This window comes from Amycolatopsis umgeniensis (assembly GCF_014205155.1).
Classification (GTDB): domain Bacteria; phylum Actinomycetota; class Actinomycetes; order Mycobacteriales; family Pseudonocardiaceae; genus Amycolatopsis; species Amycolatopsis umgeniensis.
This window is the reverse complement of sequence record NZ_JACHMX010000001.1, coordinates 4,902,692-4,926,973: the sequence shown is the minus strand read 5'-3', so window position 1 is coordinate 4,926,973 and position 24,282 is coordinate 4,902,692. Positions and strand designations below refer to the sequence as shown.

At 68.9% G+C, this 24,282-nt stretch carries 25 protein-coding genes and 1 pseudogene; 17 read left to right on the top strand and 9 right to left on the bottom strand.

Annotated elements, in window-relative coordinates; genetic code table 11:
• The first annotated feature begins 26 nt into the window (after positions 1–26).
• Positions 27–650, top strand: a complete 624-nt coding sequence (gene yczE, locus HDA45_RS23270) for a membrane protein YczE (protein WP_184898631.1) — start codon at positions 27–29, stop codon at positions 648–650.
• Positions 651–1,067: 417 nt separating this feature from the next.
• Here yczE and HDA45_RS23265 read toward each other — a convergent pair whose 3' ends face one another.
• On the bottom strand, positions 1,068–1,592 hold the full coding sequence (locus HDA45_RS23265) for a Clp protease N-terminal domain-containing protein (protein ID WP_184898629.1): 525 nt from the start codon (positions 1,590–1,592) through the stop codon (positions 1,068–1,070).
• A complete protein-coding gene (locus HDA45_RS23260) occupies positions 1,592–1,801 on the bottom strand; it encodes a sigma factor-like helix-turn-helix DNA-binding protein (RefSeq protein WP_004559389.1) in 210 nt (69 codons plus the stop codon). Before HDA45_RS23260 ends, HDA45_RS23265 begins: the two co-directional genes overlap by 1 nt.
• A gap of 62 nt (positions 1,802–1,863) precedes the next feature.
• On the opposite strand from HDA45_RS23260, the gene HDA45_RS23255 reads away from it, so the two are divergent.
• Both HDA45_RS23255 and HDA45_RS23250 read left to right on the top strand, forming a co-directional pair.
• On the top strand, positions 1,864–2,637 hold the full coding sequence (locus HDA45_RS23255; protein ID WP_184898627.1) for a protein phosphatase 2C domain-containing protein: 774 nt from the start codon (positions 1,864–1,866) through the stop codon (positions 2,635–2,637).
• 53 nt (positions 2,638–2,690) lie between these two features.
• Positions 2,691–3,242 (top strand): annotated as a pseudogene (locus tag HDA45_RS23250) (DUF998 domain-containing protein); the annotation flags it as partial.
• A 78-nt stretch (positions 3,243–3,320) separates the two neighbouring features.
• Here the strand turns inward: HDA45_RS23250 and HDA45_RS23245 are convergent.
• Complete coding sequence (locus tag HDA45_RS23245) at positions 3,321–4,325, bottom strand: D-cysteine desulfhydrase family protein (protein ID WP_184898625.1); 1,005 nt, start codon at positions 4,323–4,325, stop codon at positions 3,321–3,323.
• Between the two features lie 74 nt (positions 4,326–4,399).
• Between HDA45_RS23245 and HDA45_RS23240 the strand changes: the two genes are divergently transcribed.
• From HDA45_RS23240 to HDA45_RS23210, 7 genes are all read left to right on the top strand, one after another.
• Positions 4,400–5,782 (top strand): amidase, encoded by a 1,383-nt coding sequence (locus HDA45_RS23240; protein ID WP_184898623.1) that lies wholly within the window; start codon positions 4,400–4,402, stop codon positions 5,780–5,782.
• Positions 5,779–6,327 (top strand): TetR family transcriptional regulator, encoded by a 549-nt coding sequence (locus HDA45_RS23235; protein WP_184905944.1) that lies wholly within the window; start codon positions 5,779–5,781, stop codon positions 6,325–6,327. Before HDA45_RS23240 ends, HDA45_RS23235 begins: the two co-directional genes overlap by 4 nt.
• Positions 6,324–7,178: an oxygenase MpaB family protein gene (locus tag HDA45_RS23230; protein ID WP_184898621.1), complete on the top strand. Its 855-nt coding sequence runs from the start codon at positions 6,324–6,326 to the stop codon at positions 7,176–7,178. The genes HDA45_RS23235 and HDA45_RS23230 overlap by 4 nt, the downstream gene beginning before the upstream one ends.
• A gap of 113 nt (positions 7,179–7,291) precedes the next feature.
• Positions 7,292–8,740 (top strand): hypothetical protein, encoded by a 1,449-nt coding sequence (locus HDA45_RS23225; RefSeq protein WP_184898619.1) that lies wholly within the window; start codon positions 7,292–7,294, stop codon positions 8,738–8,740.
• Positions 8,737–9,153, top strand: a complete 417-nt coding sequence (locus HDA45_RS23220; RefSeq protein ID WP_184898617.1) for a FixH family protein — start codon at positions 8,737–8,739, stop codon at positions 9,151–9,153. Before HDA45_RS23225 ends, HDA45_RS23220 begins: the two co-directional genes overlap by 4 nt.
• 19 nt (positions 9,154–9,172) lie before the next feature.
• Entirely contained in the window at positions 9,173–10,306 is a 1,134-nt protein-coding gene (locus HDA45_RS23215) for a hypothetical protein (protein ID WP_184898615.1), read from the top strand.
• Positions 10,299–10,847, top strand: coding sequence for a hypothetical protein (locus HDA45_RS23210; RefSeq protein ID WP_221471222.1), 549 nt, complete (start codon positions 10,299–10,301; stop codon positions 10,845–10,847). The genes HDA45_RS23215 and HDA45_RS23210 overlap by 8 nt, the downstream gene beginning before the upstream one ends.
• Positions 10,848–10,906: 59 nt before the next feature.
• On the opposite strand, the gene HDA45_RS23205 is transcribed toward HDA45_RS23210, so the two are convergent.
• The gene (locus HDA45_RS23205) at positions 10,907–11,161 is read right to left on the bottom strand and encodes a DUF397 domain-containing protein (protein ID WP_184898613.1); all 255 of its coding nucleotides are present in this window, start codon (positions 11,159–11,161) and stop codon (positions 10,907–10,909) included.
• A 353-nt stretch (positions 11,162–11,514) separates the two neighbouring features.
• On the opposite strand from HDA45_RS23205, the gene HDA45_RS23200 reads away from it, so the two are divergent.
• Together HDA45_RS23200 and HDA45_RS23195 are read left to right on the top strand one after the other, a co-directional pair.
• Positions 11,515–11,787: a hypothetical protein gene (locus tag HDA45_RS23200; protein ID WP_101611959.1), complete on the top strand. Its 273-nt coding sequence runs from the start codon at positions 11,515–11,517 to the stop codon at positions 11,785–11,787.
• A 5-nt stretch (positions 11,788–11,792) separates the two neighbouring features.
• Positions 11,793–12,059, top strand: a complete 267-nt coding sequence (locus HDA45_RS23195; RefSeq protein ID WP_184898611.1) for a hypothetical protein — start codon at positions 11,793–11,795, stop codon at positions 12,057–12,059.
• A gap of 10 nt (positions 12,060–12,069) precedes the next feature.
• On the opposite strand, the gene HDA45_RS23190 is transcribed toward HDA45_RS23195, so the two are convergent.
• From HDA45_RS23190 to HDA45_RS23180, 3 genes are read right to left on the bottom strand one after another with little or no spacing between them, the layout of a single operon-like run.
• Positions 12,070–12,927, bottom strand: a complete 858-nt coding sequence (locus HDA45_RS23190; protein WP_184898609.1) for an SAM-dependent methyltransferase — start codon at positions 12,925–12,927, stop codon at positions 12,070–12,072.
• 14 nt (positions 12,928–12,941) lie between these two features.
• Complete coding sequence (locus tag HDA45_RS23185; protein ID WP_221471221.1) at positions 12,942–13,763, bottom strand: SAM-dependent methyltransferase; 822 nt, start codon at positions 13,761–13,763, stop codon at positions 12,942–12,944.
• Positions 13,764–13,791: 28 nt separating this feature from the next.
• Positions 13,792–14,649 carry a helix-turn-helix domain-containing protein gene (locus HDA45_RS23180; protein ID WP_005163455.1) on the bottom strand — a complete coding sequence of 286 codons (858 nt, stop codon included), beginning with the start codon at positions 14,647–14,649 and terminating at the stop codon, positions 13,792–13,794.
• A gap of 221 nt (positions 14,650–14,870) precedes the next feature.
• On the opposite strand from HDA45_RS23180, the gene HDA45_RS23175 reads away from it, so the two are divergent.
• Positions 14,871–15,779 (top strand): MBL fold metallo-hydrolase, encoded by a 909-nt coding sequence (locus tag HDA45_RS23175; RefSeq protein WP_184898607.1) that lies wholly within the window; start codon positions 14,871–14,873, stop codon positions 15,777–15,779.
• A gap of 444 nt (positions 15,780–16,223) precedes the next feature.
• Positions 16,224–17,663, top strand: coding sequence for an NADP-dependent phosphogluconate dehydrogenase (gene gndA, locus HDA45_RS23170; protein ID WP_184898605.1), 1,440 nt, complete (start codon positions 16,224–16,226; stop codon positions 17,661–17,663).
• A gap of 74 nt (positions 17,664–17,737) precedes the next feature.
• Here the strand turns inward: gndA and HDA45_RS23165 are convergent, their stop codons facing one another.
• Positions 17,738–18,952 carry an NAD(P)/FAD-dependent oxidoreductase gene (locus tag HDA45_RS23165; protein ID WP_184898603.1) on the bottom strand — a complete coding sequence of 405 codons (1,215 nt, stop codon included), beginning with the start codon at positions 18,950–18,952 and terminating at the stop codon, positions 17,738–17,740.
• A 131-nt stretch (positions 18,953–19,083) separates the two neighbouring features.
• Between HDA45_RS23165 and HDA45_RS23160 the strand changes: the two genes are divergently transcribed.
• Entirely contained in the window at positions 19,084–20,433 is a 1,350-nt protein-coding gene (locus tag HDA45_RS23160) for a nucleobase:cation symporter-2 family protein (RefSeq protein ID WP_184898601.1), read from the top strand.
• On the opposite strand, the gene HDA45_RS23155 is transcribed toward HDA45_RS23160, so the two are convergent.
• The gene (locus HDA45_RS23155; RefSeq protein ID WP_184898599.1) at positions 20,430–20,969 is read right to left on the bottom strand and encodes a serine/threonine protein kinase; all 540 of its coding nucleotides are present in this window, start codon (positions 20,967–20,969) and stop codon (positions 20,430–20,432) included. The genes HDA45_RS23160 and HDA45_RS23155 overlap by 4 nt on opposite strands.
• A gap of 246 nt (positions 20,970–21,215) precedes the next feature.
• On the opposite strand from HDA45_RS23155, the gene HDA45_RS23150 reads away from it, so the two are divergent.
• Entirely contained in the window at positions 21,216–23,984 is a 2,769-nt protein-coding gene (locus HDA45_RS23150) for a sensor domain-containing protein (RefSeq protein WP_184898597.1), read from the top strand.
• Positions 23,981–24,280, top strand: a complete 300-nt coding sequence (locus HDA45_RS23145; protein ID WP_184898595.1) for a GNAT family N-acetyltransferase — start codon at positions 23,981–23,983, stop codon at positions 24,278–24,280. Before HDA45_RS23150 ends, HDA45_RS23145 begins: the two co-directional genes overlap by 4 nt.
• The last annotated feature ends 2 nt before the right edge of the window (positions 24,281–24,282 follow it).

The window sequence follows — 24,282 nt, the reverse complement described above, 5'->3', positions numbered from 1 at the left end:
AGCCACTTACCCCTGATGGTGCACTCGTGGCACTCAAACTCGACCTCAGACCCGTCGGCATCTCCCACGACACCACCCGCCGCTCGATCCAGCTCGTCGGCGGGCTCGCCCTCTACGGCGGCAGCATGGCCATGCTGACCAGGTCGGGGCTCGGGCTCGACCCGTGGGACGTGCTCCACGAGGGCCTGATGAAGATCACCGGACTCTCGTTCGGCACGGTCACCGCGATCGCTTCGGTCCTGGTGCTCGTGCTGTGGATCCCCCTGCGGCAACGGCCCGGCATCGGCACCGTCGCCAACATCGTGGTCATCTCGCTCACCGTCGACCTCGTGCGGATCTTCCTGCCCGACCAGCACGTGCTCGGCTGGCAGATCCTCAACCTGGTCGCCGGTGTCGTGCTCAACGGCCTCGCCGCCGCGATCTACGTCGGCGCGCGGCTCGGCCCCGGCCCCCGCGACGGGCTGATGACGGGCTTCGCACGCCGGACGGGCAAATCGATCCGCCTCGTCCGGACCCTCATCGAGATCACCGTCCTCGCCGCGGGCTGGCTGCTCGGCGGCACCGTCGGGGTCGGCACGGTCCTCTACGCCCTCACCATCGGACCGCTCACGCAGGCTTTCCTGCCGTACGTCGTGTGGCGTGAGCGCTAAGGCGAATGTCGCGTGTTCGTGGGCGGATCATCGGCTCTTCGTAACGCCGACTGTGACTGGTCGGGTCGCGACGGCCGGGCGGTTCGCGTGACCGGTGGGACGACACACGTGACCGGGCAGACGGCACGCGTGATTGAACGGACGACACCCGGGGGACTCGAGTGTCGTGAGTGGTGAGGACGGTATTGAGGGGTACGGCAAACGTGTCTTGGTCGCGGACGGCCTGTGGCGATGTCGCGAAAGCCACTTTCGGGACATCAGGCGTCCCGAAAGTGGCTTTCGCGACACCCGAGCCGACACGCGGGCAACGACCCGCTGGGGGAGGCACGCTGCGTTCGCAAACCCGCCCACGTATCGGGCACCGGAACGCCACCTTTGCCGTACCCCTCGATAGAACCGCCCTTACCGCTCACGAGATCAGCTGGCCGCGCGTTGCTCCAGCAGGCGCCGGACGGCGAGGTAGTCAATGCCCCGCTGCGCGAGGACGTCGGCGGCCACGCCGGGGATGGAAGTCAGGGCCAGCAGGAGGTGTTCGGCCTCGATGCGCTTGCTGCCGACATCGATGGCTTCGCGAAGGCTCTTCTCCAGCACCTTCTTCGTCTCCGCGATGAAGGGCCGATGGCCGCGCCCGCCGCGCTGCCCCCCGGTCAGCGCGCCGGGGCCGTGGGTCTGCTCGACCCGCTCGACGATGTGCTCGACGTCGATGCCGAATCCGCTCAGCGCTTCGACGTCGGCGTCACTCATCCCGCCTCGGCGGCGGACGCGCCGGAGGTCGTCGGCCAGTTCGTCCGCCGGGCAGCCCAGCGTGGTGAGCACGCCGGTGTGCCGGGCGAGTGACGTCAGCAGATGCAGCGAGTCGACGTTCGCGGACCCCTCGTCCGACGCGACGCGCTGCGCCCCCATGACGACCTCGCGGAGTTCGGTGGTGAACCGTTCGAACATCAGTGCCTCCCGTACTTCTTGTGCACCGCTTGCCTGCTGACCCCCAGCTCGGCCGCGATCTCCTGCCAGGACCAGCCGTGCACCCGCGCGCTGCGGACCTGCACGGCCTCGAGTTGTTCCAACAGCCGGCGCAAGGCGGCGACGGCGCGCAACCCCACCCGGGGGTCGCGGTCGCCGGCTCGCGCGGCCAGATCTGTCGCTTCGGTCATGACGTCAACCTACGTTGACATGGAGTCCGCGTCAACCTCGGTTGACAGTTAGGGTCGGGGTCATGGTCGAAATCGCAGTGGCCGAAAGGGACGGAGTAGGCGCGGACGGAGCACCGCGCCCGACCGAAGACCACGTCGCAGTACTCGGCAACGCCGTGGTGGTGCTCGACGGGGCGACCTCGCCGCAGCCGGATCTGCCACCCGGCGGCTGGTACGCGGGCCTGCTCGTGCGCAGCCTGTCGCAAGCGCTGAGCGCGGAACCCCAGGCGGATCTCGCGGTACTGCTGGCCTGGTCGATCGCCGACGTCGCGCGGCGTGAAGGGCTCGAACCGGGGCGCTCGCCGTCGAGCACGGTCGCGATCGCGCGCTGGACCGACGACACCGTCGACGCCCTGGTGCTCGCCGACAGTCCCATCATCGCCTTCGGGCCCTCGGGCGCGGACCCGCTCACCGACGACAGGCTGGTCTCGCTGCGCGACAGCGGACAGCTCCGCACGGGGGCCGACGTCCGCGCGAAACGCAACGCGCCGGACGGCTTCTGGGTCGCCGAGGCGGAACCGAAGGCGGCCGCTGAGGCCGTGCGCCGCAGTTGGCCGCGCTCGGAGGTCGAAGCTCTCCTGCTGGCGACGGACGGTGTCGCGATCGGTGTCGACGAGTACCACCTGTTCGACTGGCCCGAGGCGCTCGCCATCAGCCGGAAGCGTGGCCCGGACGCGGTCCTCGACGCGGTGCGCACGGCGGAGAAACAGGACCCGGACGGCGAGCGCTGGCCCCGCGCGAAAAGGCACGATGACCAGCTACTGGTAGTGGTCGAGTTAGGGGTAGCCCCAGGGTAAAACCGGGGGCTTCCCGGATCGGAAAGCCGCGCCCGCGCGAGCAGGCTGAACGCATGACGTTCCCTGGGGAGAGATCGCGGGCCAAGCCTTGGCTGATCGCGTCGGGTGCGGCCATCGGCTGGGCGTTGTTCACCATGGTGGTCCTGCATCTGATCAGCTCACGCGATCCGGTGTTCGACACGTTGTCCAGCTACGCCTACGTCGACCGCGGCACGGGCATGCTCGGGGCCAGCGTGCTCTCCCTGTCCATCGGCTCGCTCACCGCGCTCGGCGCGCTGGCCGCGGCCGGGATCCCGCTCAGCCGCACCACGAAACTGCTGTTCGTGCTGTGGTCACTGGGGCTGGCGGCGGCCGCGGTCTTCCCGGCGAGCTACCCCGAATACCCGGACCCGGTCAGCGGCGAAATCCACCTTTACGCGTGCCTCATCGCGTTCCTCAGCCTGCCCGCCGCCGGGTTCACCCTGCGCGACAACCTGCGCGGCACCCCCGCGGCCAGGCAGGTCGGCCGCCTGGCCTGGGGCAGCGCGGCGGGGCTGATCGTCTTCGGGCTCAGCTTCATCTTCGTGCGCCTGTCCGACATCCCGTTCTTCCTGACGCTGACCGACATCGTGCCGGTCGGTGTCGCGCAGCGGCTTTCCTTGGTGGCGCACGTGATCCTGATCGCCGGGATGCTGAAGGTCGCGTCAGCGGCTCACCGCGCCGGTGAATTCGGGGGCGTAACCGTAGAGGCCGGGCAGACCGCCCGTGTGCAGGAAGACCACGTGCTCGCCGGCCGCGAAATGGCCTTCCGCGGCCCACTGGATCAGCGCGGCGCCCACCTTGCCGGTGTACACGGGATCGAGCGCGATCCCTTCCGTACGACCGAAAAGCCGCACCGCCTCCCACGTCCCGTCGGTCGGGATCCCGTAGCCGGGGCCGATCGTGCGGTCGTCGATGCGCAGACCGTCGAGTGACGGCGGCTCCCCTCCCAGCAGCACGGAGGCCGCGATGGTGAGATCGGCCAGGTTGTCCAGGGCCTCGTCCACCGGATGGCTGACGCAGGCGATGTCGAGCGTCAGCCAGTCGAGATCCGCCGTTCCGACGATGAGCCCGGCGGACGTGCCGCCGCTGGCGTGCGGGGCGACCAGCCGCGCCCGGGTGACGCCGAGCTCGGCGAGCTGGCCCGCGATCTCCCGCGCGGCCGCCACGTAGCCGAGCGCCCCGACCCCGTCGGAGCCGCCGACCGGGAACGTGGCCACCTTGCGCCCCTCGGCCGCGGCCTCGGTGATCAGCCGGTCGTAGGTCTTGCCGGTCTCCTCGCCGTCGCGGCAGACGTGCACGTTCGCGCCGAAGAGATGGTCGAGGGAGACGTTGCCGGACCGTTCGTACGCGTCGCCGTCGCGAGGAACCTTCGCCGTGAGCACGAGTTCGCATCGCAGCCCCAGCTTCGCGCAGGCCGCGGCGGTCTGGCGGCCGTGGTTCGTCTGGAGCGCGCCGAAGGTGATCACCGTGTCGACGTCCGCCTCGATCGCCGCGCCGAGCAGGAACTCGAGTTTGCGCAGCTTGTTGCCGCCCACGCCGAGCGGATGCACGTCGTCCCGTTTGAGCAGCAGGTTCGGGATGCCGAGGGCCTCGCCCAACCTGGGGGCCGGATGCAGCGGCGTCGGGTAGCCGCCGAGGTCGACGCGAGGGAAGCGATCGAGGTTCATGCAGGTCACGTAACCACACCGAGGCTACTCAGTGGTATCGTTCGTTTGAACGAACGAGATACCCAGGGGGAGCCATGACCACCTCGAAACCGGACCTCGCGTTCACCGGACTGGCCGAACAGGCCTCGATGCTCGCCAGCGGGGCCACGACGTCAGTCGAGCTCACGCGCCTGGCGCTCGAAAAGGCCGAAGCCAGCCAGCCGACTCTCAACGCCTTCAAATGCCTTCGCGCCGAAGAAGCCCTTCGCGAGGCTGAGGACGCCGACCGCCGGCTGGCCGCCGGCGAGACCGCTCCCCTGCTCGGCGTGCCCACCGCGATCAAGGACGACCTCGACGTGACCGGGCTGCCGACGGCGTTCGGCTGCGAAGGCGACTTCTCCGTCGCGACCACGGACTCCCCGCCCGTCGCCGCGCTTCGCCAGGCGGGCGCGGTGCTCATCGGCAAGACCAACACTCCGGAGCTCGGCCAGTGGCCGTTCACCGAAGGCCCCGCGTTCGGCGCGACCCGCAACCCGTGGGACACCGAACGCACGCCGGGCGGCTCCTCGGGCGGCGCGGCGGCGGCCATCGCGTCGGGGGTGATCGCCGCCGCGCTGGGTTCCGACGGGGCGGGGTCGATCCGGATCCCGGCCGCGTGGACCGATCTGGTCGGGATCAAACCGCAGCGCGGCCGCGTCCCGACCGAACGCGAACTGTTCCACGGCCTGACCGTCGTCGGCCCGCTCGCGCGCACCGTCGCCGACGCGGCCCTGCTGCTCGACGTCGCGGCCGGGACCGGGACCGCGTTCCAGGCCGCCGCCCGCCGTGAACCGGGCAGGCTCCGCATCGGACTGTCCACGCGGATCCCTTTCACCGCGACGAAAACCCGGCTCGACCCGCACGCGCACACGGCCGTCGTCCGGCTCGCGGAGCGGTTCGCCGAACTCGGCCACGAGATCGTCGAGGTCGAACCCGACTACCGGCTGATCGGCCTCACCTTCCTGCCGCGATCACTCGTCGGCGTGCGTGACTGGTCCCGTCGCGTCCCGGATCAGGCGCGGCTCGACCCGCGCACCCGCGCCAACGCACGGCAGGGCTCGGCGCTCGCCGGCCCGGCGCTGAGGCTCGCCAGGGCCACGGAACCGTTGCTGCAGCGGCAGATCGGCTCGGTGTTCGGCCGGGTGGACGTCCTCCTGACCCCGACCACCGCGACGCCGCCGCCGCGGATCGGCACCTTCGACAAGCTCACCGGCTGGCAGACCGACCAGGCCATGATCGCCGCGTGCCCTTACGCTTGGCCGTGGAACGTGCTGGGCTGGCCGGGGGTCAACGTCCCGGCGGGGCTGAGCCCGGCGGGCCTGCCGCTCGGTGGGCAACTGCTCGGCCCCTCGCACGCGGAGGAACGGCTGATCTCGCTGGCCGCGCAACTGGAAGAGGTCGAACGGTGGCAGGACCGCAAACCCGAGACCGCTTGGTGAACACCCGCGAGACCATCCTTCACGCCGCGCTCGAGGTCGTCGGGGAACAGGGTGTCGGCGGGCTGACCAACCGCCGGATCGCGCGGCAGGCCGAGGTCTCCCTCGGCACCCTGACCTATCACTTCCCCAGCCAGACGGCGTTGCTGCGCGAGGCGATGCTGCTGTTCGTCGAGGAAGAGACCACGAAGCTGACAGGGTTCGTCGACGCCTACCGTGAGCAGGGGTTGAGCCTCGAGCAGGCCGCGTCCGTGGTCGAGCAGGTCATCAAGCAGCTCCCGTTCGGCACCGACGAACTCGGTGCGCACGAGCTGTACCTGCAGGCCGCGCGCGACCCCGAACTCCAGGACGCGGCGGCGCGGTGTTTCGCCGCCTACGACGAACTCGCGCTGGTGATCTTGCGAACGCTGGGCGTCCCGTCACCGGAACGACTGACCGGTCCGGTGGTGGCACTGATCGCCGGGCTGCAATTGCGCAGGCTCGCCACGGGTGACGACGGCGTCGGAGTGGCGGAGTCGTTGATGATGCTCGTCCGCGGCGCGTCATGAACGGTCCGCCGATCGTCAAGGGGACGGCGGCGTGGAGGTACTTCGGCGACTTCCGGGCCGGGCTGATGGCGGGGCAGGTGCTGGTGCTGCAGGTCGCCCATCCGGTGGTCGCGGCCGGGGTGCGGGACCATTCCGACTACATCGAGGATCCGTGGACGCGGTTGATGCGCACGGCCGCGTCACTGTCCATCTACATCTACGGCGGCGAGGCGGGCGCGCGCTACGAGGCGGAACGGTTGCGCGCGCTGCATCGCGAATTCACCGGGGTCGACGCGGACGGCCGTCGATACAGCGCGCTGAACCCGCACGCCTACGCCTGGGTGCACGCCACGCTCGTGATGGTTCCCGTTGACACGCAACGGTTTTACGGCACCCCGATGACAGCGTCCGAAGTGGAGGAGTACTACGCGCAGATGTGCGACGTCGGACGGCTTCTCGGCCTGCGCGAGCAGGACCTGCCGCCGACGTGGCCGGAATTCGAGCGGTATTACGCCGACATGATCGACGGTTTCGGCCCGAACGAGACGATTTCGACGTTGTTCGAGACCATCCGGACGGTGAAGAACCCCTGGCGATGGCTGCCCGACAAACGCTGGGTGCGGCTCCAGCGGTGGCAGTACCGGGGGCAGATGTTCGTCCTCCGCGGCACTTTGCCGCCCGCGCTGCGCGATCGTCTCGGTCTACAGTGGACAGAGAGGGACCAGCGCCGGTTCGACCGGTTTCGCGCGGCGGTGCGCTGCTTCGGCGGACTGGTGCCGACGACGTTGCGTTCGTCGCTCGTACGCCGGATCGGCAGGCTCAACGTCTGGTTCCGCGCCCATCCGCGCGCGTACCGTTTCCTGGGCGGCTGACCTCCAGGGTCACCCCCCGGCCGGAGTAAGGGCCACGATCCCCTTTACGGGGGACCCAGGTTCACTCCGCGCCGTGACGCTTTCCCCGGCCGCCGTCACTAACTTCAGCCGGGATGGGGAATTCACCGAGGGGGCGGCGCACGGCGCCGTCGGTCATCGCCCGCGTGCTCGTGCTCTGCGCGCTGGCGTCCTTGCTGTTGGGCGGCACGGCCCACGCGGACGGCGTGTCGAGCGGGGCGGACGTCCAGGTCGCGCAGACGCTCGGCACCCGCGACCTCACGGTCGTGCTGCGGCGGATGGACATCGCGCCCGGCCCGCTGCACGTCGACGTCGTCACGCACGCCGGAAGCGCGCCGGGAACGCTGAAACTGCGGGCGTCCACCGCGGGAACGACGTTTTCCGAAACCACGGTCCGGCTGGACGGGAAGCCCGGCGCCCATCCGGCGCTGTTGAAGGTCGACCAGCCGGGGCCGTGGGAGCTGGGCCTCGACGACGGAACGGACACCGCGTCGATCCCGTTCATCGTCCCGGCCAGGGTCATCCCGCCGTGGGAGAAGGCCACCTTCGGCGGCTTCGTCGCGGCGGGCGTGTTCCTGGTGATCGGCCTCGTCGTCGCGATGCGCGTCCGACGACCTCAGCTCGCCCTGATCCCCGCCGGCGGGATGGTCGCCGCGCTCGCTGTCGCGATCACCGGTGCGATGCTCTCGGCGTCGACACCGGCTCCGCCCGCGCCGGGCGCGGCGCTGGACCCGACGATCGACAACATCCAGGATCCGTACGCGAACGCGCAGATGTCCACTGTGGACTTCTCGCGGCCTCCGGTGAACCTCGCCGTGCACTCCGCGAACCCCAAAGCGGGCAGCCTCGCCGACGTCCGGCTCGCCGTGGCCGACGGCGCGACCGGCCGCCCCGTGGACGATCTCCTGGTGCACGACAACGCTTTGATCCACCTCGTCGTCATCTCGCCGACGGGCAGGCTCTGGCATCTGCATCCGGTGCGCGTCGGCCCCGGCGACTACCGGGTGAAGTTCACGCCGCCCGAGGCCGGGACGTACGCCGTCGCCGCGGAACTCGCCCGGCGAGGCGGTGGCGTGCAACTGGTCCGCACGACCTTGCCGGTCGCGGCCGGGACGGACTCCCCCGCCGAACCCGTGCCCGCCGGGGCCGGTGCGCGGATCGTCGACGGGAATCCGGTCGACGTCGACGTCAAGACGGGAACGCCGACCACGATCACCGCGCGGTTCGGCGAAGCGGATCTCCAACCGTGGCTGGGCATGCTCGGCCACCTGATCGTCGTCGGCCCGATAACCGACGGCAGCCGGGTCGGCGCGGATGCCGCTGCCGCGCCGACCTGGGCCCATGTGCACTCGATGATCCCGCAATCGCCGGGCATGCCGGGAAAGCCCGACGAGACCGTCGCCGCGTACGGCCCCGACGTCCCGTTCACCTACACCTTCGCCGCCCCCGGCAAGTACCGGATCTGGCTGCAGGCCGAACGCGACTACCGGGTGCTGACCGTGCCCATGCAGATCGAAGTCCCACCGGGAGGGGCACCGCAATGACCATCGAGCCGTCCACAGTAGACAGACGCAAACCCGCCCTGCTCATCTCGGTGGTCGCCGTGCTCGTGGCGGCGATCGTGGCCTGGCTGGTGTGGCCGAGCAGCGGCGGGGAGCAGGTCCAGCGCTCGACACAGGGCCCGTACACCGTGCAGATGTCGGTCGAAGATCCGCACCAGGGCGGCAATGTCTTCGCGGTGACCGTCACCGGCGCCGCGCCGGAGGTCGTCACCGTCGAACCGGTGATGCCGCAGATGGGGCACGCGCTCGCCCCTTCGCCCGCGATGGCCGAGGCACCGGGCCGGTTCCGCACCGGCGACGTCCTGCTGCCGATGTCGGGGCAATGGGAGATCACCGTTTCACTGCGTGGGCCGTCCGGCGCCACGCAGCACGTTTTTCCTTTGCTGGTCAAGTAAGAGAGGGAGGTCGGGGGGTATGGATCTCACCGCGGGAGGGGCGAGGGTCGCCTCGGTGGCACGCAGTGAACGCACGGGAGCCGTCCCGGCGGGCACGGTGCTGGCCGGGTCGGTGATCTCGCTGGTCGGGCTCACCTGGGACATCCAGTGGCACGGCGACGTCGGACCGGACACGTTCTTCACGTTGCCGCATCTGTTCCTGTATTCGGGCAGCGCGATCTCCGGGCTCGCGAGCCTCGTGGTCGTGCTGATGACCACGGCCGCGCGCCGGGCGGGCCGTCAGGTCGACGCCCGCGTCGGCGGCCGCGCGATCAACGTCTTCGGCAAGGTCTTCGCCGCACCGGCGGGCTACCTGGTGACCGGGACCGGCGCGGCGATGTTCCTGCTGTACGGCCTGTGGGACCAGTGGTGGCACGGTCTGTACGGCTTCGACGCCGTGATCGACTCGCCGCCGCACATCGGGCTGCTGCTGTCGATCACGTTGAGCATCATCGGCACGGTCATGGTGTTCGCGGCCGCGCGGGAGCACCGCTGGGGCACCCTCGGCGTGGTCGGCACGCTCGGCGTGCTGATCGCGTTCAGCACGGTGACCGTGCTGGGGCTGCAGCAGATCGACAGCGACCTGGTCGACGTCGTCTCCGTGGGGATCGCGCTGCTTTCGGTACTGCTGGTCTCGGCGGGCGCCGGGTTCTGGGGGCGACCGGGCGGAGCGGTCCGGGTGGCCGCGGCGCTGGCGGTCATCCAGGCGATCACCTGGTGGTTCTCGCCGTGGGCCGCGGAGGCGTACGCGAGCGCCGTCGGGCTGCCGATGCGCGACTACATCGACGGCGTGCCCGCCATGCCCGCGATGATGCCGATGGCGCTGCTGCCGATCGCGGCCGTCCTCGAAGCGGTCTACCTGCTTTCGCGGCGCGGCTGGACCGCGGGCCGCGTTTCGGTGCTGGCGGGCGGGATCGGCGGTTTCCTGGTCGGCGCGAGCATGCCGATCCAGAACACCGTCGTCTACGGGGGCGACTCCGTCGACTGGGCTGTCGTGTTCGCGACGGCCGCGGCGGGCACGGTGTTCGGGCTGCTCGGCGGGTTCGCCGGGTGGCGGTTCGGCGGGATGCTGCGGCTGCTGGCGCCGGCGAAGGGGGACAACGCGCATGCGTAAGACACTGCTGGCACTGGCGGCGGCGATCGGGTTGCTGTTCGCGACCACTCCCGCGGCGAACGCCTACGAACCGGTGAACATCGTCCATACCGAACGGGTGCAAATCGGACCGTACGGGATGACGGTCGGGTTCAGTACGTGGCCGTTGCGCGCCATGCAATCGCTGGACTTCACGTTCATCCCGGACGACGGGATCGCGGGGAAGTCGGGAACGCTCGCGTTCCTCAACCCGGAGACCGGGCGGCTGGGCCGCCCGCAGCCGCTGGCGAAGCATCCGCGGAAGCTGGAGGTGTGGGGGCTGGACATCCGTGCCCTGCAGACCGAGGGCTCGTGGACGTTCCGGTTCGAGATCGACGGGCCCGCGGGCAAGGGCGCGGGGGAACTCCGCGATCTGACGGTGCTCGAACAGCCGGGGCCGCCGATGGCGGTGAGCTGGTCGATCAGCCTGATCCCGCTGATCGTGCTCGCCGTCTTGGTCACCGTCGCCTGGCGGCGCACCAAACTCAGGCTGCGGGGGAACGGTCTCCCGGCGACGGTGTGACTCGAAGTGACCGAAGATCGGATGGCTCGCGTGTTCCTGTTGGGCACGCGAGCCCTTCGTCATGGGCTCAAATCGAACTGTCCGGCCTTGACCGCCTTGAGGAAGGCGTTCCACTCACCGGAATCGAAGACGAAGACGGGACTCTCGGCCAGTTTGGTGTCACGCACCCCTACCAGGCCTTCTTTGCCCAGGTTGACCTCGACACAGTTCCCTCCGTTGGGTTCGCTCGCGAAGGACTTCTCCCAAGCTGCGTCGTCGAACAGCGACACGGCCGTGGTCGGATCGTAATCCGCCGCCGATGGATAATCGGCCATTGGTCGTACCTCCGAACGTCGGTCGGGGGTGCGGGTCGCGACCTGCGCGAACCGTCACGGCCCCGGCTTCTCCCTGCCTCAACGGGACTATCCCGCACGGCCAAGTGGGTGATCAACTCTGCCCACCCTCGACATGAAGATTATTCCAGGAGTAGGATTAATCGCAGCGGCCGGGGCTCGGTTGTTGGTGAATCGCTCGCAGTATGCAAAGACCTCGGCGACAGATGTCACCGGGTGGCGTTCAGCAGGGAGTTTCGCCGTTCCAGCAGGACACCGACGGCAGGTGACCGGCTGGGGCACCACACCCCGCGGCGCATGACCACCCACCGCCGACCTCGTGGGGGAGGATCAGCGTGATCATTCAAGACACCATGCCGGCGACGGTACTCGCCGTCGGCAGGCTCATGGCCGGGACGGCGGGCGAAAGCCGTCGCTCCGCGCATCTGTTCGACCTGCACTCCGGGGGTTCGCACCCCGAATTCCTGCACGCCCGTTGCGGCGCGGCGATGCCTTACGACCATCTGGAATGGATCCCCGTCGGTTCGGGGATGCCTTGTGAGCGTTGTCTCGGCCTGGCCGGTTCGGCCGATCAAACGCGGTTGCCGCGGCCGAGCCGGGGGGTGTGACCGCCATGGCCGTCCGCCTCACCACGTTGTTGTTCCGCCGTGAGGACGAACGCCTGGCATCGGCGAAGCACCGCAACATCGGTCTCGAACTGCGTCAGCGGTTCGGGTTCAGCCTCATCCAGGCACCGCTGCGCAAACAGCCGCCGTGGAACTCCGAAGTCGATTTCCCCGGCGGGCGCGGTGCGCACCGGGATCCGATCAGGACCGGCAGGCCGCTCGAAGGTCACTTCGAGCTGACACCCTTGATCGGGCATCTGACCGGCCGGGCCTGATCTCCGGGGCTCAGGGCTTGCGGCCCAAGCCGCCGAGTCCGCCGGTGAAGGTCGGGTCGTCGGCGAACCTGTCGCTCGCGCGGGAGGCCGCCTCGTCCAGATGCCAGGCGGCCATCCAGTCGATACCCGGCTCCACCATCTCCAGTCCGTCGAAGAACGACGCGAACTCCGCGCGGGAGCGCAGGTGGAACGGTGCGCTCGTCTTCTTGTACAGCTCCTGGACGTTCTCCCGGTTGTCGCCCTCCTTGCGGGTGACACCGTCTTCGGTCAGATGCGAGGACAGGAAGTACGAACCCGACGGCAGCAGGTCGAGGTAGCGCTGGACCATTTCGTGGACGGGTTCGTCCGGGCCGAGGAAGTACAGCAGGCCCACCAGGACCAGCCCGATCGGCTGCCGGGGGTCCAGCACCCCTGTCTCGAGGGCGCGCTTCCAGATGTCGGCGGGATCCCGTACGTCGCCCTGCAGGACAGCGTGCCGTCCGAGCAGGCCCTCGCGTTCCAGGAGCAGCTGGGAATGCGCGACGGCGACCGGTTCGATGTCGATGTAGACGACGCGGGAGTCCGGGTTGATCGCGCTCGCGATCTGGTGGACGTTGCCGACGGTGGGCACGCCGGAGCCGATGTCGAGGAACTGGGTGATCCCCTGGTGCGCCAGGTATCCCACGCCGCGGCCGAGGAAATCGCGTCCGACCCTGGCGAACGTCTTGACCTCGGGGAACTGCTTCAGCACCTGCGCGCCGAACTCGCGGTCGATGGCCCAGTTGGCCGAACCGCCGAGGAACCAGTCGTACACCCTGGCCACGTTGGGCCGTTCGAGATCGACACCTTCGGGGGCTTCAGGGTCTCTGGGGTCCTGCTGCGTCGTCATACCGTCACACCTCGTCAGAAACCGGGTTTGCGGGCGACCCCGCCGATGGCGCAGTTAAGCGTAGGCGAGCGGGGGTCGTCCAGCCGCCATGCGCCGACCGGGACCAGACCCGGTGCCACGAGGTCGAATTCCCCGAAGAAGCCGAGGATCTCCTCCTTGTCGCGGAAGGACGCCGGCGTGCTCGACTGTTCGTACTGCTTCACGACGCGCTGGATCTGTTCCAGCTCGGAACCTTCCACTCCGGACATCGTGACGTGGGAGAGAACGTAGAACGAACCGGCGGGCAGCAGCCGTCGGTACCGCGCGATGGCGGGGGCCAGCCCGGGGTTCGGCACGAAATGCAGGACCGCGACGGTGAGCAGGGCGACCGGTTTCGCCGGGTCGAGGACGCCTGTGTCGAAGGCGCGCTCCCAGACGTCGTCCGCGTCGCGCAGGTCTGCGCCGATCACCGCGTGCCTGGCGGGGTCGCCGCTCTTCTCCAGCAGGATCCTGGCGTGCGCGACGGCGACCGGCTCGTTGTCGACGTACACGCACCGGCTTTCGGCGTCGATCTCTCCGGCGATCTCATGGACGTTGCCGACCGTCGGCACGCCGGAGCCCAGGTCGAGGAACTGGGTGACGCCGTGTTCGGCGCAGTGCCGCACCGCGCGGCCGAGGAAGGCCCTGTTGGCCCTGGCGAGGGCACGGATGAGCGGGAAGGCCTTGACCAGTTGCTCGCCGAATTCCCTGTCCACCGCCCAGTTCGCGGTTCCGCCGAGCGCCCAGTCGTAGATCCGCGCGGCATTGGGCCGCTCGAGATCTACGCCCTCGGGAAAGAACTGCGGGTCCACGTCCATGACCCTACCGAAGGGAGGCCGTCGTTCCTCAGGATTGCATCTGATTGCGGTACAGCTCGGCGAGTTCCTTGAGGAATTGCCGGGTCTCCTGGCGTTCCAGTGCCGCGCCGCGCAGACGGTCCCAAGAATCGACGAAAATGTTGAAGTCCTTGACGTCGTCGAGGTACAACCCGCCCGCGGAATGCTCGATGTAGACGAAATCCCTGGTGCGGTCGGGAAAACGCATGATGGTGAAGTCGTTGGGCACCGCGGCGAGCCGCGCACCGAACGGCAACACGTGCACGTACACGCGCGGATGCTTGTCCAGTGCCAGCAGATGCTCCACCTGGTCCAGCATCACCGCCGGGGCCGAACCGCCGGGAGCGCGGCGCAGGGCGCCTTCGCTGATGATGAACCGGTAGTAGGGCGGTTGCTGTTGCTCGAAGACGGCTTTGCGGTCCAGCCGGTTACGCACCAACGAGGTGACGTCGGTGGCGCCCGCCTCGGTGAACTGCTTGAGCATGTAGTGCTCGGACTGCAACGGGCCGGGGATGCGCTCGCCGTGCCAGGTGAGGATCTCCGCGGCCGCGGGTTCGAGGTCGGTGAAGGTGCGGAACCAATGCGGCACCACGGATCGGTAACCGGACCAGTGGCCGCGCTGCCCGGCCGCGGCACGGGCCAGGTTCATCAGCGTGTCGGCCTCGTCGCCGTTGATCCCGAACGCGTTCAGCATCGATCGCACATCCCCGAGCTTGACCCCGACGGCACCGGACTCGATCTTGTTGACCTTGCCCTGGGTGCAGCCGAGAACTTCGGCGACCTGCTGCTGTGTCATCCGCGCGGCGTTGCGGGCATGCCGGAGCTCGTTCCCGAGCTGCTTCCGGCGCGAGGTGACGGTGCTGGCCATCAGCCTTGCTCTCCCGGACCACATAGCCAGGACCGCGGCTTCCCGCCGTCCTGCGCGCGAATACTTCGAACCCACCCAGGGTACTTCACCTTGCGGGGTTCGATGATGACATTGCGCAGCGTTCCAGGAAACGGCCGAAAACACCAGTCACCTGGTACGTCACCCTGGTGGCGGAACGATCTCGTCACATTTCGGGCACGTTCGTCGGGCATAGTGACCGAGTGGACCAATCCCCCTTCGCCCAGCGGATCTCCGATGGTGTCTTCGGGTACGTGCAGCCCGACGGCTCGTGGTGGATCAACAACTGCGGGTTCGTCGCCGCGGGCGATCACACCTTGGTGATCGACACGTGCTCGACCGAACGCCGCACGCGCGCCCTGCTGGAGACGGCGACGTCGACGGGCGGGGCTCCGGTGACCACTGTGGTCAACACGCATCACCACGGCGACCACACGAACGGCAATTACCTGGCGACCGGCGCGACGATCATCGGGCACCGCAAGACCCGTGAGGTGATGGTCGCCACCGGGATCAACACCTACGAGAACTCGTTCACCGGAAGCGACTGGGGTCATCTGGAGTTGCGGCCGCCGGAGGTCTTGTTCGACGACCGGCTGACCGTGCACGCCGGCGACGTCCGGCTGGAGTTGATCCATCCTGGACACGCCGCGCACACCACCAACGACGTGCTGGTCTGGCTGCCGGAGCGGCGGGTGCTGTTCGTCGGCGACCTGATCTTCAACGGCGGCAGCCCGTTCGCGCTGATGGGCTCGCCCGCGGGCTGGCGGAAGGCCCTGGACCTGGTGCGCGAACTGGAACCGGAGACGATCGTGCCGGGCCACGGCCCGGTGTGCGGGCCCGAGTCGATCGACGTCGTCGACGGTTACCTGGGTTTTCTGCAGAAACTCGCCGCACGGGGGAAGGCCGCGGGCCTGACGCCGCTCCAGGCCGCCCGGGAAGCCGATCTCGGGCTCTACGACGCACTGTCCGAACAGGAACGGCTGCCCGCGAACCTGCACCGGGCGTACGCCGAACTGGACGGCCTCGAGTGGGGCGCGCCGATCGACCTCGGGGCGGCCATCGTGGACATGGTCACCTACAACGGCGCCCCGATCCGCTGCTTCTCCTGACGCGACCGCGCTTTCGCCCCCTCCGCCCGCCGGGACGCCTTGGGACCCCTGGGCCGCCCGGGCCGGGTGTCGCGAAAGCCACTTTCGGGACATCTGACGTCCCGAAAGTGGCTTTCGCGACACCCCGGGCCGACTCATGGGCGCTCCTCGCGCGGGCGACAGAAGCGATGTTGCGAAAGCCACTTTCGCAACGTTGAAGGCTGCGAAAGTGGCTTTCGCAACACCCCGAAAATCCCCCACGCCCGAACCCCAGCCCCCCACCCGGCCCTGGGGGACGGCCCCGAACCCAGCGTACCGCCGCCACCCGCCGGCGCCGGGCCCGAAGCCGAGTTGTCCACAGGTCGGCCCACTTGTGGACAACTCGCGTTTGATCCCTTCTCGCCCCGTCGCCGTATCCCTCAACGGGGATAGGCTCGGCACGGGAATCGAAGCGGAAGGGTGCGGATGAGCAAGAAGGCGAGCATCGGGGTCACGGGCCTGGCGGTCATGGGCCGCAACCTGGCCAGGAACCTGGCGAGGCACGGGCACACGGTGGCCCTGCACAACCGCTCCGAGAAGCGGACGAAGGAACTGGTCGAGCAGTTCGGCGACGAAGGCGACTTCATCCCGGCGTATTCGGCGCAGGCGTTCGTCGACGCGCTGGAGCGGCCGCGCCAGGTCGTGATCATGGTCAAGGCCGGTGCGCCGACGGACGCCGTGATCGACGAGTTCGTCCCCCTCCTCGAGAAGGGCGACGTGATCGTCGACGCGGGCAACGCGCACTTCGCGGACACCCGGCGCCGCGAGGCCGCGCTGCGCGAGAAGGGCATCCACTTCGTCGGCACTGGCGTTTCCGGTGGCGAGGAGGGCGCGCTGCACGGGCCGAGCATCATGCCGGGCGGGTCCAAGGAGTCGTACCAGTCGCTCGGGCCGCTGTTCGAGGACATCTCGGCGAAGGTCGACGGCGAACCGTGCTGCACGCACGTGGGCGCGGACGGCGCCGGGCACTTCGTCAAGATGGTGCACAACGGCATCGAGTACGCCGACATGCAGCTGATCGCCGAATCGTTCGATCTGCTGCGCGGCGCGGGCGGTTACTCCCCCGCCGAGATCGCCGAGGTCTTCCAGACCTGGAATTCCGGACGGTTGGACTCGTACCTGATCGAGATCACCCAGCAGGTGCTGGCCCACACCGACGCCGCCTCCGGCAAGCCGTTCGTCGACATCGTGGCGGACCAGGCGGAGCAGAAGGGCACCGGCCGCTGGACCGTCCAAATCGGACTCGACCTGGGCGTGCCGATCAGCGGGATCGCCGAAGCCGTCTTCGCGCGGTCGCTGTCCGGTTCGTCGAACCTGCGTGAGGCCTCCCGCGGTCTCGGTGGCCCTTCGCGTACTCCGCTGACAGGGTCCGCTTTGGACACCTTCGCGGACGACGTCGAGCAGGCGCTGTACGCGTCGAAGGTGGTGGCGTACGCCCAGGGCTTCAACCAGATCCAGGCGGGCGGCGCCGAATACGGCTGGGACATCGACCTCGGCAAGGTCGCGTCCATCTGGCGCGGCGGCTGCATCATCCGGGCGAAGTTCCTGAACGACATCACCGCCGCGTACGCCGAAGAGCCCGGGCTGCCGACGCTCCTGACGTCCGGCGGCTTCCGCAAGGCCGTCGAGGACGCCCAGGACTCCTGGCGTTCGGTGATCTCCACGGCCGTGCGGCTCGGCATCCCGACCCCGGGCTTCTCGACCGCGCTGGCCTACTACGACGGTCTGCGCGCGGAGCGGCTCCCGGCCGCACTGGTGCAGGGCCAGCGGGACTACTTCGGCGCCCACACGTACCGCCGGGTCGACAGGGAAGGTTCGTTCCACACCGCTTGGGCGGCCGACGGCCGTCCCGAGTCCTCCGCCTGACGGAGCTGAAGGGCCCTTCACCGCATCTCATGCGGTGAAGGGCCCCTTCAGCCCGGCTCAGCCCAAACCCAGCGTCACCCCCGGGTAGCCGCGAAAGTCGCCTTGAGGTCGAACCCGTTGGCCTCCAGCGTCTCGAACCGCGGCGCCGGATCCGCGGCGAACAGGCGGCGCGCGGCGATGTGGTCCGGCGGCCGGTTCACCGATTCGACACCGGCGAGCACGCCGTCCCGGAACGACAGCACCGAGAACTTCCCGCCTTCCCGGTCCCCGGTCACGACGACCTTTTCGGCCCCGGTCAGGATCCCGGCGATCTGCAGTTTCGCGCCGAGCTGGTCGGTCCAGAACCACGGCAGGCTGTCGTAGGGCGCGGGTTCGCCCGCGATGGCGGCGGCCGCCGCCCGTCCCTGGTCGACGGCGTTCTGCACCGACTCCAGTCGCGTCGCCGTCCCCGCCTGGACGCACGGGAAGTTCGCGCAGTCCCCGACAGCCGAGATCTTCGGGTCGCTCGTGCGGAGGTGCTCGTCGACGACGACACCGTTCGCGACGGCGAGCCCGGCTTCCTCCGCCAGCCGCGTCCGCGGTTCCACGCCGACCCCGACCAGCACCAGATCGGCGGGCAGGCGTCCGCCGTCACTCAGTTCCACCTCGGCCACCCGGCCGTCGCCGTGCAACGCCGCGACACCCTTGCCGAGCAGGATCGTGTGCCCGGCTCCCTCGTGCAGAGCGGCGAAGTACGCCGAGACCTCCGGGGTCGCGACGCGGGCCATCAGCCTGTCCTGCGCTTCGACGATCGTCACGGGCCGCCCGGCGTGCGCGGCGAATTCGAGCCCGATGAACCCGCCCCCGACCACGACGACGTTCTCCGCGTTTTCCAGGGCAGCACGCAAGACGTCGGCGTCGTCCTTGGTGCGCAAGGTGAACACACCGTCCAAAGTGGACCCGGGGACCGGCAGCACACGATTGGCCGCACCCGTCGCCAGCACGAGGTGGTCGTACTCGTGGGCACTCCCGTCTTCGAGCACCACCTTCGCGCCGTCGCGATCCACCGACGCGACGCGGCCCGGGATCAGTTCGATGCCCTTCTCCGCGAAGAAGTCCTCGGGCCTCAGGCGCAGCTGAGCGTCACCCGCGGTTCCGGCGAGGTAGCCCTTCGACAGCGGAGGCCGTTGGTACGGCAGGCCGGGTTCGTCGCCGATCAGCACCACCCGCCCGTCGAACCCCTTGTCCCGCAGCGAGGTCGCGACTCCGAACCCGCTCTGCCCGGCCCCTACGACGAGGACGGTCTCCATCGGCGCTCCTTTCCGTTGTACCCGGTGTCCATTCAACACAGCTCCGGCCCTTTCAACCGCCCTTTCGCGACGTGATCCTCACGCGGCGAAGGCGCTACGGTTGGCGTTCCCGCACGTGAGGAGGCGGTTCCATGACCCAGCCCGAGATCCATCCGGTCGACGCCCGCCCGCCGCTGCCGAAGCTGACATTGCTCGGCCTGCAGCACATGTCGATCATGTACGCGGGCTCGGTGGCCGTCCCGCTCGTCGTGGGCAGCGCCCTGAAACTGGACGCGGCGACGATCGCGCTGCTGGTCAACGCCGATCTGCTGGTCGCGGGGATCGCGACGCTGATACAGGCGATCGGGATCGGCAGGATCTTCGGCATCCGGCTGCCGGTGGTGGCGGGCGCGACGTTCACCGTGGTCAACCCGATGATCATGATCGCCTCCCAGTACGGCATGCAGGCCGTCTACGGCGCGATGATCGCGTCGGGCGTGTTCGGCCTGCTCATCGCCAAACCCTTCGCGAAGATGATCCGGTTCTTCCCGCCGCTGGTTTCGGGCACGCTGCTGGTCGTCATCGGCATCTCGCTCATCGCCCCCGGCGTCGGCCTCATCGCCGGCCACGACACCGGCTCGCCGGATTACGCCGAACCCGCGAACATCGCGCTCGCGTTCGGCGTGATCGCGGTGATCGTGCTGTTCACGCGGGTCCTGCACGGCTTCGCGAACCAGATCGGGCCGCTGCTGGCACTCCTGATCGGCCTGGTCGCGGCCATCCCGATGGGCCTGGTGAGCTTCAAGGGCATCGCCGACGCCGACTGGTTCGGCCTCGCGTCGCCGTTCCACTTCGGCCCGCCGACCTTCCCGATCGCGGCCATGCTCTCGATGTGCGTCGTGATGCTGGTGACCTACACCGAATCCACCGCGGACCTGGTCGCGGTCGGCGAGATCACCGGGCGGCCGCCGACGGACTCCGACCTCGCGCGCGGTCTCGCCACTGACGGTCTCTCGGCCATCCTCGGCGGCGCGATGAACTCGTTCCCGGACACGGCTTTCGCACAGAACGTCGGTCTCGTGCAGATGACCGGGGTGCGCAGCCGGTGGGTGGTCGCGATGACGGGAGGCCTGCTGGTGCTGATGGGCCTGGTGCCGAAGGTCGGCGCCTTCGTCGCGGCCGTGCCGGAGCCGGTGATCGGCGCCGTCGCGGTGGTCATGTTCGCGATGGTCGCCGTGGTCGGCGTGCAGAATCTGAAGAAGGTGGACTTCTCCGGCAACCACAACACTTTCATCGTCGCGGTGTCGTTCGGCGTCGGCCTGCTGCCGGCGTTCTCCACGAATCAGTTCGGCAACTCGATCTTCTTCCAGCACTTCCCGGCGTGGCTTCAGACCATCTGCGGCAGCCCGATCACGGTCGCCGCGATCGTCGCCTTCACCCTCAACCTGCTGTTCAACCACCTCGGCAAGCGCCGGGAGCCGGATCTACTGAAGGCTCCCTAGCACCAGAGCCATTTCGGCCACAGGTTGCACTCTTCGGTGGGCGTCGTGGACGGCGCCGTCGGCGGATTCGGGTTGGGCGGCTGCGGAGCGCCGGTGGAGCCGGTCGTGCGCGGCGGGTCCGCCGGACCGCGCGAGGAGGTCTGCGTCGGCGGCGGATCGTCCGGGGAATCGGACGTCGACGTGGCCGAACTCGACGTGCGCCTGCTGGACGTCGTCTTGCTGGGCTGCGACGAGGTCTCTCCGTCGCCGCTCGCGCCGGTTCCGACCGTCTCGGTGGTCGGGACCGCGGACGTCGCGTCGGCCCCTCGGTTTTCCGAGGGTCGCTTCGGCATCTCGATGACGCTGATGTTGTTCGGCTGCGCGTTCTGTTCCGGATCCGGGTCGAACCCGACGAGAACACCGGCCGCGCCGCATGCGACGACCACGGCGATCACCACCGCGATAACTCTCCAGCGTGACTTTGCCCGTGACTCCTCGTGGTCGTCCCAGCCCTCGCGAATGAGCAGGTCGGCGACCGAAACGTCGTCGTCATCCACCAGCTGAGACCTTTCGCACCGGGAACGAGCGAACCGTAGTTTTACCGCAACTCACCGCCGAATGGGTGAAGTTAACCAAAAATTATTCACCCGATGGAAGACACTAGTGGGTGCCAGTCACACAGCGTGTATTCATATGCTTTCGCGCATATCTGCGGTGGTCGCCCTTCGGTTCGCGTATACAGCGCCCTCCGCGGGTGGTGTAATCGACGGTGCCAGCACCGGAAGAGGGGGTTCGGACGGATCATGGAGGCTGACGCCCTCGCCGTGCCGGGAGCCGGAAATTCCGGTCATCCGACAGGCGCGCCGCTCGGAAACGAGCCGGTCGGCGATCTCGGCCTCGCGGGCGACCACGCCGCCATCTGGTCGTACGATTTCGGGAGCGAGACGCTGTCCTGGCTGCCAGGACTGGAGAACCTGCTGGGTGTCACCGAAGCCGACATCGAATCCCGGCTCGCCGATCTGGTCGCACCGCTGACCTCCGGCACCCGCACATCACCGCCTTGGCGCGAGTTCGAGCTCGAGCAGTCGTTCCGGAACCCGGCGGGCGAACTCCGCTGGCTTCGCCTGCGTGCCCGCACCCTCGGCGACGAGAACGGCTCCACGGGGCTGCTCGGGATCGCCACCGACGTGACCGACGTCCGCGAGAACCGGCAAGCCCTCGAGGATCTCACTGACCGTTACCGGCTCTTGGTGGAACTCAGCCCAGACGCGGTCTGTGTCCACGAAGCCGGCGTCGTCACGTACGTGAACAGGGCCGCTGTCACCGCGCTCGGCGCGTCCTCGACCGCGGAGCTGATCGGGCGGCCGATCATGGACTTCGTCGCCGACGAGTCGCTTCCGGCCCTGCTGGACAGGATCGCGTCACTCCACCGGCAGGGCGCGTCGACCGACCCGGCCGACACCGTCATGCTCCGCCTCGACGGCGCGAAATACCTGGTCCAGAGCATTTCCGTGCGGACGACCTGGGAGGGCAGGCCCGCTTTCCAGGTCATCATGCGCGACATCAGCGCGCAGAAGGCCGCCGAAGCGACCCTTCGCTACCAGGCCGCGCTGATCAGCCACGTCAGCGACGCGATCATCGCGACCAGCAGGACCGGCGTGGTGACCAGCTGGAACCCCGCCGCGGAGAACGTCTACGGCTGGACGGCGGGCGAGGCGATCGGCGGCACGGTGAGCTACCTCGTCGGCGCCGCGCTCGACCCGGAAACGGTGCTGCGCAAGGGCGGCGTCATGCGGACGACCCACCGCCACCGCAACGGCTCAACCTTGGCCATCCGCATCTCGGCCGCGGAGATGAACGACGGTTTCGTCCTGGTCTGCGCCGACGAGACGGCCCGGCGGCGTGCCGAGCAGCACTACAGCACCGTGGTCGCGTCGCTCGACGAAGGCGTGGTCGTGATCGGCCCCGGCGGGCTCATCGAATCGGCCAATCCGGCGGCGTGCCGGATCATCGGCGTCGACCACGACGATCTCATCGGCATCCCGTGCGTGACGCTGGAGCTGTACGACGAACAGGGCCGCCTCCCGCCCGCGCGGATGCCGTCGGTGCTGACCAGGCGCACCCGGGTCACGCAGAACGGCCTCGTGCTGCGGCTGCGCAGGCCCGACGGCGGCGACGTCTGGATCTCGCTGACCTCGCGGCTGCTGACCCCGGAAGACCCGTCGGCCACCGCGGTGGTCACGTCGTTCACCGACATCACCGAACGCCGCGCCATCGGCGAGCGGCTCGCCCACGAGGCGACGCACGATCCGCTCACCGAACTCGCGAACCGGACGCTGGTGCTGGACAGTCTCGCCGAGGCGCTGTCGGGCGCCGGCCGCGCCGAGCTGACCACGCTGCTGTTCATCGACCTCGACAAGTTCAAGGTGATCAACGATTCCCTCGGGCATTCCGTCGGCGACAAGGTGCTCCGCATCGTCGGCGAGCGGCTGCGCCGGGGTATCGGCGAGAGCGACCTCGTCGGCAGGCTCGGCGGCGACGAATTCGTCGTCGTCACCGCGGAGATCACCGAACCGGGCGAGATCAAGGCGCTGGCCGAGCATCTGCGCGAGGCGCTGACCGAACCGATCACGGTCAACGGCAGGCAACTGCACATCGACGCCAGCATCGGCATCGTCACCGCGGCCAACGACGACACCCGGACCGCCGAAGATCTGCTGCGGGACGCGGATGTCGCCATGTACCAGGCGAAAACGCTCGGCCGCGCGCGTTACGAGTTCTTCGACGTCGAGCTGCGCGAGCGGATGCAGCGGCGGCTCCGCATGGAGCAGGATCTGCGCGACGCACTGCAGAACGAGGAACTCTGGACGGCGTATCAGCCCGTGGTCGACATCGAATCCGGTGAGATGGTCGCCGTGGAAGCGTTGCTGCGCTGGAAACATCCCGTGCACGGCACGATCTCGCCCGCCGAATTCATCCCGCTGGCCGAGGAAAGCGACCTGATCAACCTGATCGGCAAGTACGTCCTGCGCACGACCACACGCGAGATCGCCAAACGCCGCGAACAGCTCGGCATCGACCTGAATCTCAAGGTCAACCTGTCGGCCCGGCAGCTGGACGACCCGCATCTGGTGCCCACGGTGCAGGACGCGATGAAGACCACCGGGCTCCCGCCGCACGCGCTGACCTTGGAGGTCACCGAAAGCGCGCTGATGCGGGATCAGGCCGCGGCCGCGGAAGTCCTCACGTCGTTGCGCGATCTCGGGGTCTCGCTGGCGATCGACGACTTCGGCACCGGTTATTCGTCGCTCGCGCAGCTGCAACGGCTCCCGCTGGACACGCTCAAGATCGACCGCACCTTCGTCACCGGCATCGCGGAGTCGCGCGACGCCGCCGCGATCGTCAAGAGCATCATCGCGATGGCGCACGCCGTCGACCTGATCGTCGTCGCCGAAGGTGTCGAAGACGAAGATCAGCTCATCGTCCTGCGTGAGCTGCGCTGTGACCAGGCGCAGGGCTTCCACTTGGGTCGCCCCGCGCCCCCTGACCAACTTTTCGGAGCGGTTGAATGAGTGTCGAGATCAAGTCCGGAGAAGACCGCTACGACATCGTCGTGGACGGGAAGCCCGCCGGGTTCCTGGAAACCCGTACCCGGCCGGACGCGATTCTGTTCCTGCACACCGAGATCTCGGACGACTTCGCGGGACAAGGCCTCGCGGGCAAGCTCGTGACCGCCGCGCTCGATGACGTCCGGTCGCAGGGCAGGTCCGTCCTGCCCTACTGCCCGTACGTGCGTTCGTTCATCGCGAAGCACCGCGAGTACGAGGATCTCGTGCCCGAGGACAAGCGCGCGGAATTCGAGCTCTGACC